14 protein-coding genes are annotated in these 13200 nt (G+C 72.2%); 6 read left to right on the plus strand and 8 right to left on the minus strand.

Features of this window, described 5'->3' with window-relative positions; translation table 11 throughout:
- Window position 1: 1 nt before the first annotated feature.
- Entirely contained in the window at window positions 2-853 is an 852-nt protein-coding gene (locus PYS65_RS01275) for an ATP-grasp domain-containing protein (RefSeq protein ID WP_279331822.1), read from the minus strand.
- A 235-nt stretch (window positions 854-1088) separates the two neighbouring features.
- On the opposite strand from PYS65_RS01275, the gene PYS65_RS01280 reads away from it, so the two are divergent.
- A complete protein-coding gene (locus PYS65_RS01280; RefSeq protein WP_279331823.1) occupies window positions 1089-1511 on the plus strand; it encodes a Zn-ribbon domain-containing OB-fold protein in 423 nt (140 codons plus the stop codon).
- A gap of 40 nt (window positions 1512-1551) precedes the next feature.
- Here the strand turns inward: PYS65_RS01280 and PYS65_RS01285 are convergent, their stop codons facing one another.
- On the minus strand, window positions 1552-1938 hold the full coding sequence (locus PYS65_RS01285; protein WP_279331824.1) for a PPOX class F420-dependent oxidoreductase: 387 nt from the start codon (window positions 1936-1938) through the stop codon (window positions 1552-1554).
- Between the two features lie 199 nt (window positions 1939-2137).
- On the opposite strand from PYS65_RS01285, the gene PYS65_RS01290 reads away from it, so the two are divergent.
- On the plus strand, window positions 2138-3493 hold the full coding sequence (locus PYS65_RS01290) for a S1 family peptidase (protein ID WP_279331825.1): 1356 nt from the start codon (window positions 2138-2140) through the stop codon (window positions 3491-3493).
- Between the two features lie 54 nt (window positions 3494-3547).
- Here the strand turns inward: PYS65_RS01290 and PYS65_RS01295 are convergent, their stop codons facing one another.
- Window positions 3548-3733, minus strand: a complete 186-nt coding sequence (locus PYS65_RS01295) for a hypothetical protein (protein ID WP_279331826.1) — start codon at window positions 3731-3733, stop codon at window positions 3548-3550.
- Window positions 3734-3909: 176 nt separating this feature from the next.
- Here PYS65_RS01295 and PYS65_RS01300 point away from each other — a divergent pair, with 176 nt between their 5' ends.
- On the plus strand, window positions 3910-4074 hold the full coding sequence (locus PYS65_RS01300) for a hypothetical protein (protein WP_279338165.1): 165 nt from the start codon (window positions 3910-3912) through the stop codon (window positions 4072-4074).
- A 12-nt stretch (window positions 4075-4086) separates the two neighbouring features.
- Here PYS65_RS01300 and PYS65_RS01305 read toward each other — a convergent pair whose 3' ends face one another.
- From PYS65_RS01305 to PYS65_RS01320, 4 genes are all read right to left on the minus strand, one after another.
- Window positions 4087-4893, minus strand: a complete 807-nt coding sequence (locus PYS65_RS01305; protein ID WP_279331827.1) for an SDR family NAD(P)-dependent oxidoreductase — start codon at window positions 4891-4893, stop codon at window positions 4087-4089.
- Window positions 4894-4940: 47 nt separating this feature from the next.
- Window positions 4941-5867, minus strand: coding sequence for an SDR family oxidoreductase (locus PYS65_RS01310; protein ID WP_279331828.1), 927 nt, complete (start codon window positions 5865-5867; stop codon window positions 4941-4943).
- A gap of 148 nt (window positions 5868-6015) precedes the next feature.
- On the minus strand, window positions 6016-6645 hold the full coding sequence (locus tag PYS65_RS01315) for an MBL fold metallo-hydrolase (RefSeq protein ID WP_279331829.1): 630 nt from the start codon (window positions 6643-6645) through the stop codon (window positions 6016-6018).
- Window positions 6645-7733 (minus strand): S-(hydroxymethyl)mycothiol dehydrogenase, encoded by a 1089-nt coding sequence (locus PYS65_RS01320; protein WP_279331830.1) that lies wholly within the window; start codon window positions 7731-7733, stop codon window positions 6645-6647. Before PYS65_RS01320 ends, PYS65_RS01315 begins: the two co-directional genes overlap by 1 nt.
- A 177-nt stretch (window positions 7734-7910) precedes the next feature.
- On the opposite strand from PYS65_RS01320, the gene PYS65_RS01325 reads away from it, so the two are divergent.
- Together PYS65_RS01325 and PYS65_RS01330 are read left to right on the plus strand one after the other, a co-directional pair.
- On the plus strand, window positions 7911-9665 hold the full coding sequence (locus PYS65_RS01325; protein ID WP_279331831.1) for an ABC transporter ATP-binding protein: 1755 nt from the start codon (window positions 7911-7913) through the stop codon (window positions 9663-9665).
- Window positions 9666-9788: 123 nt separating this feature from the next.
- Window positions 9789-10154 carry a nuclear transport factor 2 family protein gene (locus tag PYS65_RS01330; RefSeq protein ID WP_279331832.1) on the plus strand — a complete coding sequence of 122 codons (366 nt, stop codon included), beginning with the start codon at window positions 9789-9791 and terminating at the stop codon, window positions 10152-10154.
- Window positions 10155-10378: 224 nt separating this feature from the next.
- Here PYS65_RS01330 and PYS65_RS01335 read toward each other — a convergent pair whose 3' ends face one another.
- Window positions 10379-10882, minus strand: coding sequence for a metallophosphoesterase family protein (locus PYS65_RS01335; RefSeq protein WP_279331833.1), 504 nt, complete (start codon window positions 10880-10882; stop codon window positions 10379-10381).
- Between the two features lie 225 nt (window positions 10883-11107).
- On the opposite strand from PYS65_RS01335, the gene PYS65_RS01340 reads away from it, so the two are divergent.
- Window positions 11108-13045, plus strand: coding sequence for a glycosyltransferase family 2 protein (locus PYS65_RS01340; RefSeq protein WP_279331834.1), 1938 nt, complete (start codon window positions 11108-11110; stop codon window positions 13043-13045).
- The last annotated feature ends 155 nt before the right edge of the window (window positions 13046-13200 follow it).

The following is a 13200-nucleotide window of genomic DNA, read 5'->3' on the forward strand; positions in this document are numbered from 1 at the left end:
TTCAGCCCGTGGCGCGCAGAAAACGGTGCAGGGAGGCCGTCACGGCGGACACGAACGTGTCCCGGGACTCCTCGTCCAGGGCGTCGAGGGACAGGTACGGGTTGAGGTCCTCCAGCTCGACCAGCAGCAGCTCGCCGTCCGGGGCGCGGCAGGCGTCGACCCGCTGGATGCCGTGGTCGAGGGTGTTCCATTCGATGAACCGCCGGGCGAACTCCAGATCGCCCGGGCCGGCCCGGTAGGGCTCCAACTGCCAGCGCTGATCGGCGCGCGGAGCGTACAGGGCGTACTGGAAGTCGTGGTCGACGAAGTAGAAGGAGACCTCGTAGGCGAAGTCGATGTACGGCTGGACCAGTACGCTGCCGTCGACGAGGCCGTCCACGGCGTCCCGGTCGACGATGTGCAGCCCCATGGAGTCGGCGCCGAGCCGGGGTTTGACCACGTAGCGGTCCGCCGCGGGCAGCCGGTCGAGGTCCTCCGTCCGGTCGACGGTGGGGATCACCGGGCGGCCGGCGGCGCTCAGTTCGAGCAGGTACCGCTTGCCGGCCATGTCGCCCCGGCCGGTGAGCGGGTTGTAGACCGGCGTACCGGTCGCCGTGGCCCGTTCCCGGAAGGCCCGGTGGGCGTCCGGGTACGACAGCACGGGACCGCTGTTGCGGACCACGACGGCGTCGAAGGCGTCCAGCAGCGCGGCGGCGTCCCGCGGGTGACACAACGCCAGGTCGAAGTCCTCGCGCAGCCGGGAGGTGAGGAAGACGTCCTCGTCGCCGTAGCGGCGCCCACGGGCCGGGTAGGCCAGGTCGGTGACGTACAGGAGACGGGGGCGGGCTCGGAGGCGGGGGCGCGCGGATGCCATGCGGGACTCCTCGGGGACGACGGCGCCCTGATCATATGAACGGCGTCTGGTCTCCGGTACGACCCCGGGCATACCGGATCCGTCCGCATGGAGAGATTGTGGTACCGAGTGCCTTTACGGGTGGCACTGAGTGCCATACTCTGTGGCCGTGCTCGGTGGTGAGACGGACCGGGCACGGGCGTGCCGGACGACCGTGCACGCGGGATTTCCGGCCGAGTGCAGGGAGTTGACCAGCGTGTATCACCACTCAGGAAACGTGGCTCAGCAGGCAGCCGGCTCCGTGACGGGTCTGCTCGAACCCCAAAGCGGTGCCTCCGCCTCCATCGAGGCCATGACCTTCCAGCGGTGCACCTGGTGCGGCACCGCCGTGTACCAGCGGTTGCTGTGCCCCGTCTGCCGGGGCAGCGAGCTGCGCACGGAGCGCAGCACGGGCGTCGGAATGGTCCGCCACTCCACGGTGGTGCACCGCAACACGCCGGCGGCCCGGAACGTGTCCCTGATCGAGATGGCCGAGGGCTTCGTCGTGCGCGGCCGGGTCATGGGCCCGCCCATCGGTATCCACGGCGGCGACCGGGTGCGGCTGTCCACGGCCAAGGACCCCGTACGGGGCGAACCGGTCTTCCAGTTGGTCGACGAGCCCTACCGGGCCTGGACCTGACACCCCGCCGGCCGTCCCACCGGCCACCGTTCGGAGCCCTTCAGGCAGTCGGGGTGATGCGGATTCCGACGGTGCCGTCCCGGCCCCGGCGCAGACGGCTGCCGAGCAGGGTCAGCCGCCCCGTCAGACCGTACTTGCGGGCGATCAGCTCGCGATAGCGGGCGGTGGTGGCCCGGTCGCAGATCTCCGCGGTGGCCGGGAGCTGGTCGCCGGTCGGGTTGCCCCGTATGTCACAGGGGCCGACCAGGACGTCGGCGCGGGCGCGGATGCGCTTCACCTTCCAGGAGTCGGCGACGGTCCAGACCCCGAGCGCGTCCCCGTCCCGCACCACCCATACCGGGGTGGCCACCGGCGTTCCGTTGCGCCGGTGGCTGGTGACCAGCAGGTACTTTCCCGCTCCGAGCCGCTCCCACGATGTGTCGCCCATACCCGGCAGTCTAGAGCCTGCCCGCACCCTCCCGCCCGGGGCCTGTCCGGCCGGCACGCACCGGCCGGCGCGGCCGCGTGTTTTCGGATCACGTCGGCGGTGAACACGACGGGGCCCGCGCGCGTATGGAGAGAGGGCACTCGACTCAGGGGAGGCCCCGCGGTGTTCGCACCGCGTTGTTCTGGTTCGGGAGTCATGCATGAGGCACGCACGACGACGGGTCGTCCGGCGAGTGACACGGCTGGCAGCCGTCGGCGGACTCCTCCTCGGAGGAACGATGGTGACCCGTGCCGTCGCAAGTGAGCCACCGGAGCCGGACACGGTTCCCTACGCCGCCGAGGAGGCCGCCGGCCCCGGCTCCGAGCTCGTCTCCCGGCTCGGCGCCTCCCGCACGGCGGGCAGTTGGATCGACGCCGACGGGCGGACGGTCGTCGCGGTCACCGACGAGAAGGCGGCGGCCGAGGTGCGGAAGGCCGGCGCCGAACCGAAGATGGTGCGCCACAGCATGAGCGCCCTGAAGTCGGCCACGCAGACTCTTCGTTCGGCACCGCGCGTGCCCGGAACGTCGTGGTCCATGGACTACCGGTCCAACGAGGTCGTGGTCCGCGGCGACAGCACGGTGTCCGCGGACGACTGGTCCGACCTGACCCGGGTCGCGGAGGAGGTGGGCGGATTCGTCCGCATGGAGCGCACCGGGGGCACCTTCACCACCCTGCTCAACGGGGCGGTGCCCATCCTGTCGACCGCCGGGCGCTGCTCCGCGGGCTTCAACGTGACCGACGGCAAACGTGACTTCATCCTCACGGCGGGGCACTGCGGCCCCGACGGATCCGTCTGGTTCGCCGACGACCAGGGCAGGCAGCAGGTCGGGACCACGGTCGGCGGCAGCTTCCCCGGCGACGACTACTCCCTGATCGAGTACGACGGCGGCCGGGCGGGCGAGGGCGCGGGCGTGGTGGCGATCGGCGACGGACGGGGCGTGCGGATCACGGGGGTGGGAGACCCCGAGATCGGCCAGCGGATCTTCCGCAGCGGCAGCACCAGCGGGCTGCGCGACGGGGAGGTGACCGCGCTCAACGCGACGGTGAACTACCCGGAGGGCACGGTCAGCGGCCTCATCGAGAGCAATGTGTGCGCCGAACCCGGTGACAGCGGCGGTCCGATGTTCTCCGAGGGCATCGCGCTCGGTGTGACGTCGGGCGGCAGCGGCGACTGCCGGCAGGCGGGCGGTACAACGTTCTTCCAGCCGGTCACGAAGGCGTTGTCGCAGCTCAAGGTGGATCTCATCGTGGCCCCGAAGGCCGGCGAGGGCGCGGGCACGGCGGCTCCGCCGGCGACGCAGGGTGCGGTGGCGCCGGACGCCGCGTCACCGGGCTCCTCGGCGACACAGGACGCCGCGTCGGGCGTGCTGTCCCGCCTGGCCGACCCGCGTGCGGCAGGCCCCGGCACGCTGGTCATCGGGGGCAGTCTGGTGGCCCTGGTGGCGACCCGCTGGATCCGCACGGAGCAGGACCGCAAGGCGTACCGGCGCCACTACTCGGCGACGTGGGGCTAGGCCCCGTCCGAGGGAGGAGGAACGGAGGCGAGGGGCAGCGGGCCCGTGCGGCGCTCAGGCCGCCTCGGCCCGCTGCGGAAGGGCCGAGGCCCACTCCTGGACGAGACGCTGGTACTCCGCGCGCTGCTCGCCGCTCAGTGTCCCGCCCGACCGGAGCCACAGGGCCCGAATCTCCTCGTTGACCTCGGCAGCCGATCGCTCGGAGGAGGGTTCAAGAGTGGTGGACATGCTGTGAAGCATACGACCCCTGGATGTGAAAGCCGCGTGAGTAACGACGAGCGGGCCCGGCATACCGGACGTACCGGACAGTGTCACTGATCACGTCCATCTGCCGTGCAACGTGGGCGAGTTCACATCCCGGACCGCCGTCCGCCCCTTCGCGGCCCGCCCCCGCCCGGCTTCTCCCGACGGCTTGCGTGAAGGGGTCGGCATCGGACAAGTGCGCACAGAACGGGGGCCGTTACGGCACCGTGTTCCAGGCGCACCCCGGCGTCGGCGACACCCACGTCACCGGTCTGCTGCCCGAACGGGCCCAGCGGCCCGCCACCGCACCGGGCCTCGCCGGCACCTTCCCGTCGTAACGGGTGGCCGGCTCAGCTCTCCGGCCCCGCCAGCGCCTGTCGGAACCCCGAGTTGACCGCCGTGACACCGCCGTCGACCACCAGGGTGGTGCCGGTGATCCACGACGCGTCGCGGGAGGCGAGGAAGGCCACGGCGGCCGCGATGTCCTCCGGTTCGCCCACCCGGCCCAGCGGGTAGAGCCCGCGCACCGCCGCGAGGGCCGCGAGGCCGTCGGCCCGGCCCTCCCACGCCCTGGTGCGCACCGTGCCCGGAGCGACGAGGTTGACCCGCACGCCCCGGGGCCCGGCGTGACCGGCGAGGGTGCGGGTGAGGGAGGCCAGACCAGCCTTGGCCGCACTGTAACCGTGGTTGCCGAAGTCCTGGATGCCGTTGACGGAACCGATGGTGACGACGGCACCCCGGCCGCCGGCGGCGAGATGCGGGAGCGCGGCGCGGCAGCAGCGGTACGCGCCGGTGAGGGTGATGTCGAGGTCGCGGGCCCAGGCCTGGTCCGGCTCGTCCTCGAAGAGGGGGGCCTCCGGTGTGCAGTGGGCGGCGTTGTTGACCAGGACGTCGAGTGAGCCGAAGGTGTCCACGGCATGCGCCACGGCTGCCTCGACCGATGTGCGCTCCGCCACGTCGCAGGTGATGCCCTCGGCCGACAGGCCTCGCTCGCGGAGCGCCGACGCGGTGCGCCCGGCCTCGGCGCCGTCCACGTCGGCGACCAGGACACGCGCCCCCTCCCGTGCGAACCGCAGGGCGGTCGCCGCCCCGATGCCGCGGGCCGCGCCCGTGATCAGAATGCCGTATCCCGCGAAGCGCCCTGTGTCGGTCGTCATGCGGGAACGCTACTGCGCCGGACGATCACCCGGGGAGGGGCGGGACGTCAGCGGTAGCCGGTGGTGTCCGCCGGCTTGCCCGGGTCCTGGACCTCCACCAGGTAACGCCAGGCGTCCGGGCGGCTGCCGTCGAGGTCGGTGAAGCCGTACTCCCGGGCGAGGCCGCCGCTGGAGAGGGAGGTGCCGTTGAAGCGGGACACCCGCGGGTCGGCGGCGAGGGCGGTGACGGCCCGGCCCACGTAGCGCGGGGTCTCCGAGATGGCGAAGTGGGGGACGCGGGGCAGGGCGTCCTGCCAGTTGTCCTCCCGTACGCCGAACTCGTCGAGCATGATCTCGGAGCGGAGCCAGCCCGGGGTGAGCGCGACCGCGGTGGCGCCGCGCGGACCGAGTTCGTGGCCGAGGGCGAAGGCCATGCGCAGGACGGACGTCTTGGCCAGGTCGTAGAAGAAGGAGACGCGGTAGGTGTCTCGGTTGTAGTCCGCGGTGCCGTCGGTGACCTCGACGACCAGCCCGCCGGGGCGATTCAGCAGCAGTGGCAGGGCGTGGTGGCTGGTGATGGCGTGGGTCTCCACCGCGAGCCGGAGCAGGCGCAGCCCCTTGTCGAGGTCGTGCTCCCAGACGGGGGCGTCCCATGCGAAGAGGTGCTCGCCGCCCCAGATGTCGTTGACGAGGACGTCGAGGCGGCCCTGCTCGTCGGCGACGCGGTCGACGAGGGCCTTGACCTGAGCGGGGTCCAGGTGGTCGGTGGGGACGGCGACGCCCCGGCCGCCGGCCTCGGTGACCAGCTCGGCGGTGTCCTCGATGGTCTCGGGGCGGTCGTACTCGGAGCGCCGCTCGCGGGTGCTGCGTCCGGTGACGTAGACGGTGGCCCCCGCCGCGCCCAGTTCGACGGCGATGCCCCGTCCGGCGCCCCGGGTCGCCCCGGCGACCAGCGCCACCTTGTCCTTCAACGATGCTGCCCACTGTCCCGGCATGTCCGGCCTCCCGTCACCAGCGATCTGCTGTCGCTACGAGGGTGACGGGTAAGCCGGACATCCTCTGTCACCTTTTCCGGTTTCCCGGTTTCCGGTTTCCCGGCGCGTCTTCCGCGACGCGCCGGGGCCGGAGCCGGGGCCGGGGGCGTCAGTGGCCGCGGGCGATCCACTCCTCGAGATGCGGCGCCTCCGCGCCGATGGTGGTCGAGTCGCCGTGGCCGGTGCGGACCTGGGTCTCCGGCGGGAGCGTCAGCAGCCGGTCCCGGATCGAGTCGATGATCGTCGGGAAGTGGGAGAACGAACGGCCGGTGGCGCCGGGGCCGCCCTGGAAGAGGGTGTCTCCGGTGAACACGGTGGCCAGCCCCGGGTCGTACAGGCAGACCGCGCCCGGCGCGTGCCCGGGGGTGTGCAGCACCGTGAGGTCGGCGCCGGCCGCCTCGATCACCTGGCCGTCGACCAGCCAGGAGTCGGGGTCGCGGTCGGGGTGGGTCTGCCTCCACAGCGGCAGGTCGTCGTGGTGCAGCCAGATCTTGGCCCCGGTGCGCTCGGCGAGGGCGGGAGCGGCGTCGATGTGGTCGTTGTGCGCGTGGGTGCACACGATCGCCTTCAGCCGGCGGTCGCCCACCGCCTCGGCGATGGCGTCGGCGTCGTGCGCGGCGTCGATGACGATCACCTCGTGGTCGTCGCCGACGATCCACACGTTGTTGTCGACGTCCCAGGTGCCGCCGTCGAGGCTGAACTGACCCGAGGTGACGAGGTGTTCGATGCGGGCGGCCATCAGAGCACCACCACCGAGCGCAGGACGTCGCCCTTGTGCATCCGCTCGAAGGCCTTCTCCACCTCGTCGAGTCGGATGGTCTCGGTGACGAACGCGCCGAGGTCCAGGCGGCCCTGCTGGTGCAGGTCGATGAGCATCGGGAAGTCCCGGGAGGGCAGGCAGTCGCCGTACCAGGACGACTTCAGGGAGCCGCCGCGGCCGAACACGTCGAGGAGCGGCAGTTCGAGCTTCATCTCCGGGGTGGGAACGCCGACGAGGACGACCGTGCCGGCCAGGTCGCGGGCGTAGAAGGCCTGCTGGTACGTCTCGGGGCGGCCGACGGCCTCGATGACGACGTCGGCGCCGAAGCCGCCGGTGAGTCCGCGGATCGCCTCGACGGGGTCGGACGTACGGGAGTTGACGGTGTGGGTGGCGCCCATGGAGCGGGCGGTCTCCAGCTTGCGGTCGTCGATGTCGACGGCGATGATCTTCGCCGCTCCGGCGAGCCGGGACCCGGCGATGGCCGCGTCACCGACTCCGCCGCAGCCGATGACGGCGACGGAGTCACCGCGGCCGACGTTGCCGGTGTTGATCGCGGCGCCGATGCCGGCCATCACTCCGCAGCCCAGCAGGCCGGCGACCTCCGGGGCGACCTCGGGGTCGACCTTGGTGCACTGCCCGGCGGCGACGAGGGTCTTCTCGGCGAAGGCTCCGATGCCCAGGGCCGGGGAGAGTTCCTGGCCCGTCGAGGCGAGGGTCATCTTCTGCTTGGCGTTGTGCGTGTCGAAGCAGTACCAGGGGCGTCCGCGCAGACAGGCCCGGCACGTGCCGCACACCGCACGCCAGTTGAGGATCACGAAGTCACCGGGGGCGACGTCGGTGACGTCGTCGCCCACCGACTCCACCACTCCCGCGGCCTCGTGGCCGAGCAGGAAGGGGTAGTCGTCGCTGATGCCGCCCTGCTTGTAGTGGAGGTCGGTGTGGCACACACCGCAGGCCTGGATGCGGACGACCGCCTCGCCCGGCCCCGGGTCGGGTACGACGATCGTCTCGATGCGTACCGGCTCGTCCTTGCCCGGTGCGATCACGCCGCGCACTTCCTGCGCCATGGTGCTGGCTCCTTCATCTTCCGGTGTACGTCCCCCTGAAGACCCTACGCGACCTTCGGGTGACTCGGCCGATGGCCTCCGTGGCAGGTCGCGGCGCCCGTGCGGGTCCGCCCGCCCTGCCACGGCCCGGCCCCTGCGACGTAGCCTGAGCCTTCCGTCCGACGCCCAGGGAGCGACGTGAGCATCGCAGCGCAGAAGACCGGTCCGCCCGCCTGGCGGACGCTCCTCGGATACGTACGACCGCACCGGTGGGCCCTGCTGGGCGGGGCCGCGCTGTCCCTGCTGACGGGGGCGACCGGGCTGATGCTGCCGCTGGTCGCCCGGGAGCTGATCGACGACCTGTCGGCCGACCGGGCCATCACCGGCGCGCTGCTGCTGATGTCGGTGCTCGTCGTCGCCAACGCCGTACTGGGCGCGCTGGGGTCGTACGTGCTGCGGCGCACCGCGGAGTCGGTGGTGCTCGGGGCGCGGCGCTCGCTGTCCTCGTACCTGCTGCGGCTGCGCATCACGGCCGTGGACCGCAGCGAGCCCGGCGACCTGATGGCCCGCATCACCTCCGACACCACACTGCTGCGCGAGGTCACCACCGACTCACTGGTGGGCCTCGGCACGGGCGGCCTCACGCTGATCGCGACCATCGTGCTGATGGGCTTCGTCGACCCCGTGCTGCTGGCGGTCACCCTCGCCGTGATCGTGGGCGCGGGGACGATACTCGGCGTGATCGTGCCCCACATCAGCCGGGCCAGTCGGAGGGCGCAGGACGCGGTCGGCGTGATGGGTGCCTCGCTGGAGCGGGTCCTGGGCGCGCTGCGCACGGTGAAGGCGTCCGGAGCCGAGCCGCGGGAGGAGCGCGCGTTGCACGAGGCCGCCGAGGAGTCGTGGCGGCAGAGCGTACGCGCCGCCAGGTGGTCGGCCGCGGCGGGCAACACGGCCGGGCTCGCGATGCAGGTCGCGTTCATCACGGTGCTCGCGGTGGGCGGCGCGCGGGTGGCGACGGACGCCATCGACATCGGCACGCTGGTGGCGTTCCTGCTGTTCGTCTTCTATCTCATGGCGCCGATCCAGAGTGTCGTCGCCGCGATCACGCAGTACCAGACGGGCAGCGCCGCGCTGGCGCGCATCCAGGAGGCACTGCGGCTGCCCGCCGAGCCGGCGGCCGGTGCCGCGCCCCTGCCGGCGCCGGGCACCGCTCCCGCCGCACTCGCCTTCGAGGACGTGCGGTTCCGTTACGCTGACGACCTGCCGTACGTCCACCACGGGGTGACGTTCACCGTGCCCGCTCAGGGCATGACCGCGTTCGTGGGCCCCTCCGGCGCGGGCAAGACCACCGTCTTCTCCCTCATCGAACGCTTCTACGATCCCGACGCGGGCGTGATCACGCTCGACGGACGCGATCTGGCCGACTGGGAGCTGTCGGAGCTGCGGTCCTCGATCGGCTATGTGGAGCAGGACGCTCCGGTGCTGTCGGGCTCCCTCCGCGACAACCTGCTGCTCGGGAACCCGGAGGCGGGCGACGACGCCGTGGCGCGGGTGGTGAAGACGACCCGGCTCGGCGGGCTGGTGGCCAGGCTCCCGGACGGGCTCGACACTCTGGTCGGACATCGCGGCACCAAGCTGTCCGGCGGGGAACGCCAGCGGGTCGCCATCGCCCGCGCGCTGCTGCGCGGCCCTCGGCTGCTGCTGCTCGACGAGGCCACCTCGCAGCTCGACGCGGTGAACGAGGCGGCGCTGCGCGACACCGTCGCCGACGTGGCCCGTACGACGACGGTGCTGGTCGTCGCGCACCGGCTGTCGACGGTGACGATGGCCGACCGGATCGTGGTGATGGACGCCGGCCGGGTCCGCGCGGTGGGGACCCACCGTGAGCTGGTGACCGCCGATCCGCTGTACGCGGAGCTGGCGGCGACGCAGTTCCTGGCGACGAGCGGGTGAGCCCTTCCGGCGGCGTGTCGCGCGCGGGCCGGGCTTGCGGCGCCCACCGGGCCGGAGGAGTCTCGTAGGAGAGGTCCGGTGGGCCCGCCCGGGACCGGTCCGGGCCCCTCCAAGGAGGCCGTCATGACAACCTCGGCAGAAGCCGGTTTCGGTACCGACACACTGCGCCGGGGCATCGAGGCGCAGACCTCGGCACCCATGGTCTCGCTGTACGCGGACGACGCCGAACTGCGCATCGTGGACCGCAACACCCAGCCCAGCAACCCGAAGGTCCTGCACGGTCGGGACGAGATCGCCGTCATGTTCGACGACGTGTACAGCCGTGACATGACGCACCGGCTGGAGCGGTGCGTCGTCCAGGGCGATCATGCCGCGTACAGCGAGAGCTGCGTGTACCCCGACGGGGTACGGGTGCTCTCGGAGTCGATGATCTCGCTGCGGGACGGCAAGATCACCGAGCAGACGATGATCCAGGCCTGGGACGAGTGATCCGCCGCAGCCGACACCGAATCCGACAAATGAGACGAAAAGGGTGTGTTAACCCGGCCGGGGTGGGTAGTGGGGCTCGTATCACCTCCGATCGCGGGAAGGAGGTCCGTGACAGAGCAACTACTCGCAGCGACCGGGCCGCTTCCACCGAAGCGAAGCGGCCCGGCCCGTCGGGCCCCGGTCACGGGCGTGCCCGACCGATGCGGATGTTCCGGAAGCCGGCGTCACCGGCGTGGTGGCAGCCGGTGCAGTTCCAGATCGCCGAGCCGGCCGTCGGTGAGCGTGCCGGTGAGATAGGTGTGGTGGGGTTGGCGGCGGCGGTCCGTCGGTGATCCCGGGTTGAGCAGACGCAGTCCCGTGGCGGCGGTGGAGTCCCACGGGATGTGGCTGTGTCCGAAGACCAGTACGTCCAGGCCGGGAAAGCGTGCGGCGCACCGGGCCTCCCGGCCCCTCGCGGGTCCCGTCTCGTGGACCACGCCGAAACGCAGGCCGCCGAGTTCGGCGTACGCGATCTCCGGCAGACGGGCGCGCAGTTCGGGCCCGTCGTTGTTCCCGTACACGGCGACGAGCCGGCGGCTGCGGCTCTCGAGCAGGTCGAGCGTGGCCGTGTCGACCCAGTCCCCCGCGTGGAACACGACGTCGACCCGCGGCAGTTCGTCGAGCAGGGGCGCGGGCAGCCGCTTCGCCCGCACGGGCAGGTGGGTGTCGGACATCAGAAGCAGTCGCACAGTCAGCACCCTAGGGCCTGCTCCGGGCAGCGCCCGGCGCGGCGGTGCCGCCACGCCCAAGTGGGCGCTCGGGCAAGCCGATCGGCGCCGCCCCTGAGGGTTGATCACGGCACGGTCTCGACGGCGTCGGGAAGGCGGGACCACGGTGGCCACGGAGTTACGATCGGGCAACACGGAAGAAGTCGCCCGTTCAACGGCAAGCGACCCGAAGGGCCACAAATCCACATGCCGGTCAAGGTCAGTGTCATCATTCCCGTCTACAACCCGGGGATCTACATCGAGGACTGCGTCTCCTCCCTGCAACGGCAGTCGCTGCCGCCCGACTCCTACGAGGCGATCTTCGTCGACGACGGCTCCACCGACGGGACTCCGGCACGGCTCGACCGGCTGGCCGCCGAGGACCCCCGGATGCGGGTGATCCACCAGGAGAACTCCGGCTGGTCCGGCAAGCCGCGCAACGTCGGGATCGACGCCGCCCGGGGCGAGTTCGTGATGTTCGTCGACAACGACGACTACCTGGGCGACGAGGCCCTGGAGCGGATGTACGCCTACGGCGTGGCCAACGGCGCGGATGTGGTCGTCGGCAAGATGGCCGGCAAGAACCGCGGTGTGCCGGTGGAGTTGTTCCGCCGCAACCATCCGCGCGCCACGGTGAGGAACGCGCCGCTGATCGACAGTCTCACCCCGCACAAGATGTTCCGCCGGGCGTTCCTCGACGACATCGGGCTGCGTTTCCCGGAGGGGCGGCGGCGCCTGGAGGACCACGTCTTCGTCGCGGAGGCGTATCTGCGGGCGGCCAACGTCTCCGTGCTCAGCGACTACGTCTGCTACTACCACATCAGACGCGACGACGCCTCGAACGCCGGTTTCCAGCGCTTCGACCCGGCGGGCTACTTCAAGAACCTCCGCGAGGCGCTCGACGTGGTCGAGCGGTACACCGAGCCCGGTCCGGTGCGCGACAGGCTGTTCCGTCGCTGGCTGCGGGTGGAGATGGTGGAGCGGCTGCGGGCCCGGCGGCTGCTGGGGCTGCCGGACGACTACCGCAGGGAGTTGTTCGCGGAGATCCACCAGGTGGTCGTCGAGCGGTTCGGGCCGGCCGTCGCGGCCGGACTGCAGCCGACGCAGCAGGTGGTCGCCTCGCTGACGGCGGCGGACCGGTACGACGACGTGGTGGCCTTCGCCGAGTGGGAGGCCGGGCTCGCGCCGGTGGCCGCGCCCACGGGCGTGGAGTGGGAGGGCGGTTCGCTGTGTCTCGGCTTCACCGCCGAGTACGTCTCCGCGGGCGTGCCGATGACGTTCCCCGCCGATGCCGCCCCTGCTCCGCTGACCGACGCGCCGAAGAACGTGGAGGAGGCGGTGGCGTGGGTCGGTGCTCAGACCGCGGCCCGCTTCGACCAGGCCACGGCGGATCTGCTGCTGCGTGAACGGGCCAGCTCCGCCCAGTACTTCCAGCCCGTGGAGTTCACCCGGGAGACGGTGCCCGTCGACGACGGCGAACGGGTGCGGCTGGTGCTGCGTGCGACCGCCGGGGTCGACCCGGGCACGCTCCCCGGTGACGGGACCTGGGACGCCGTCGTACGGGTCAGGCTCGGCGGCTGGACCAAGGAGTGCCGGCTGGGCCCGGCCCCGCGCGCCGACCTCCCGGAGCCGTACGCGGGCGTCGCCGCGGGCCGGGCGTTCCTGCCGTACTGGACGGAGCCGCACGGCAACCTCTCCCTGGACGTCGCCGTCCGGGGCGGTCGGCTCGGCCTCGGCCGGGTGCGGCGGTCGGACGTGACGGTCTCGGGGGCGCGGCTGCGCGTCCGGGTGCCGCTGCACGCCGCCGACGGCACCGGGGTGCGGCTGCGGTTCTCGTCCGGCGGCCGGACCCTGTACGCGCCGGGCACGCTGACCGACGAGCCGCAACGGCCGGGGTCGCGGCTGGAGGCGGCGCTGCCCCCGGGGCTCCCCCGGGGAATGTGGCGAGTGGCGCTCTGTCTGGACCCGGACGCCGCCGAACCGCGCTTCGAAGGGCTGCCGTTCGCGCTCCGCACCGGTGGGGGCGGGGTGCTGGTGGTGCCGATTCCGCGCCCCGGTGCCGTACGGAAGCTGGTGCGCAGGGCGCGGCGGATGCTCGGCGCCGCCCGGAGGAGGATGACTCCACTGATCGCCGGAAGGCGTTGACGGTACGCGCACGGGAGTCGGAGGGGCCCGGGTGCTGAGCCCAAGGTCCTCCCGGACGACCGGGGCGGTTTCCACGAGCGGTGCCGGACTGGGGAGTTCCGCGAGGCGCCGGGCTGCGGGTGGGGCACCCGCGCTCGACGGGCCGCGAGCACGGA

This window comes from Streptomyces cathayae, assembly GCF_029760955.1.
Taxonomy (GTDB): Bacteria; Actinomycetota; Actinomycetes; order Streptomycetales; family Streptomycetaceae; genus Streptomyces; species Streptomyces cathayae.